Below are 1736 nucleotides of genomic sequence, written 5' to 3' on the forward strand. Positions count from 1 at the left end.
CTCCAAGGGTGCTTGTGAGCGCGTGTACGAGGTACGACAGGAGGTACGCGGCGGACGCCCCCACCGCCCCGAAGTGCGCCACCGCGAGCTTCGAGCCGATGAGGAAGACGCTCGCCCACACCAGGTTTAGCGCGAACCCTAGCCACATCCGGTTCGTGGCCGCCAGGACCTGGCCCGGGATGCTGAGGACCGCGTTGAAGAACGTTGCAACGACCACCAGAGTCAAAGACGCGCGCAGGTCTCGATACCCTTGCCCGTAGAGCGAGGCGATGGGTCCGGACAGGATCACGAGAAGAGCGGTAGACACGAGCTGCACCACGCCAAGCAGGCTGAAACCAACCCGGAACGTCTCGACGAGGCGTTTACGGTCGCCCTGCGCATACTGCTCAGACATCGAGGGGAGTAGCACCGTTGCAACCACGACGGAAAGAAAGGTGAGCGGCGTCTGCCACTGCAGAGCAGCGGAAAACGTCCCGACCTCACCGTAGCCTCGGGGCGAGTTGGCCAACAGCACGCGCACGCCCCACAGGATCGGGGTTACGAGAAACCCGCTGGCAAACGCGGGGATGGAGAACCGCAGGATTGCCCCAGCCTCCCGCCACGCATCGGCGGACCAAAGTGTCCATCCCAGCGGCCGTGTATGCTTGGCGAGGGGGACGGCGTATGCGGCCATGCGCAAGCCCGAGCCAACAACGAGACCAATCGTGGCCCCCTCGAGCCGCCCGAACCATGCCCCCGCAACCATCAGCGAAGCCGTAACGACGCCGAGCACCATCTCTACCACGGCCATCGGCCGGAAGAGCCCGAGACCCCTGAGGCCACCCGATACGGCCGAACCCGTAGCCGAGAAAAGGATCGCCAGAGTGGCAACCCGCATGGGGCCGGTGAGACGCGCATTGTGCAGCCACACAGCCGCCAAATAGGGCGCTGTAATGGCCAGCAACACTCCCACTACCACGGACACGGCCAGGGTGGCCTGGATCGACATGCTCAGGCTGCGGCGCGCACGCTCGGGATCCGAAATCCGGTAGGCAGCGACGAACCGTGTGGCGCTGACGCTCATCCCCAGGTCTGCGGCAGTCCCCAAGAACGCAACGGTGCTCGCGATCATTCCGTACTCGCCGAACACCTCCGCGCCCAGCAGGCGCGCGACCAGCACCGACGCGGCAGCCGCCAGAACGTGCCGGGCACCATAGCCCATGGCCGTCCAGAAGCTGCCCGCAGCAATGGAACGGAAACTTCCGAGCAGATGGGGCTCAGTTTCCGAGCTCACGAGTTACAAGCCCTCTGCCGCAGGAGTAGTCGCTACCCCGAGCCCGGATCCCTGCCCCGCTCAGCACCATGACGTATACGAACGGCTCCCACACGGAGTGGACGAACGGGTAGCCGAACAGAGAACCGACCAGGGTGGCGATGATTCCGGCAAAGCCCCCCAGGGTGAGCGAGGCATCCGCACGAGCGTGGGGATCCGGTCCGGCATTCGCAAGCTGCCAGCGTGCGCGGCGGTACGCGTTCACAAGGAGCAGACCCACCCACCAGGTGAAAGCGACCAAGCCGAGGACACCGTTCTCCGCCGCAATCTGAGCCGGCCAGTTGTGGGGGAACTCCATGGCAGTTACTCGCGGTAGAAGCACCCTGTCCTGGTCGCTCACGACCCTTGGCGCCACCTCGTCGACCTCGGTGGCGAAGTTGCCGGGCCCTACCCCAAACAGGGGATGCTCCTGGAACATACGCCA

2 protein-coding genes are annotated in these 1736 nt (G+C 65.2%); both read right to left on the reverse strand.

From position 1 onward, the window contains the following. Positions 1–1273 (reverse strand): oligosaccharide flippase family protein (locus tag AB1609_23015; GenBank protein MEW6049306.1); only part of this gene is annotated, 1273 nt, incomplete at its 3' end. Beyond that, a partial coding sequence (locus tag AB1609_23020) for an O-antigen ligase family protein (GenBank protein ID MEW6049307.1) occupies positions 1257–1736 on the reverse strand: 480 nt, incomplete at its 5' end. The genes AB1609_23020 and AB1609_23015, both read right to left, overlap by 17 nt.

Source organism: Bacillota bacterium (assembly GCA_040754675.1).
Lineage (GTDB): Bacteria > Bacillota > Limnochordia > Limnochordales > Geochordaceae > Geochorda.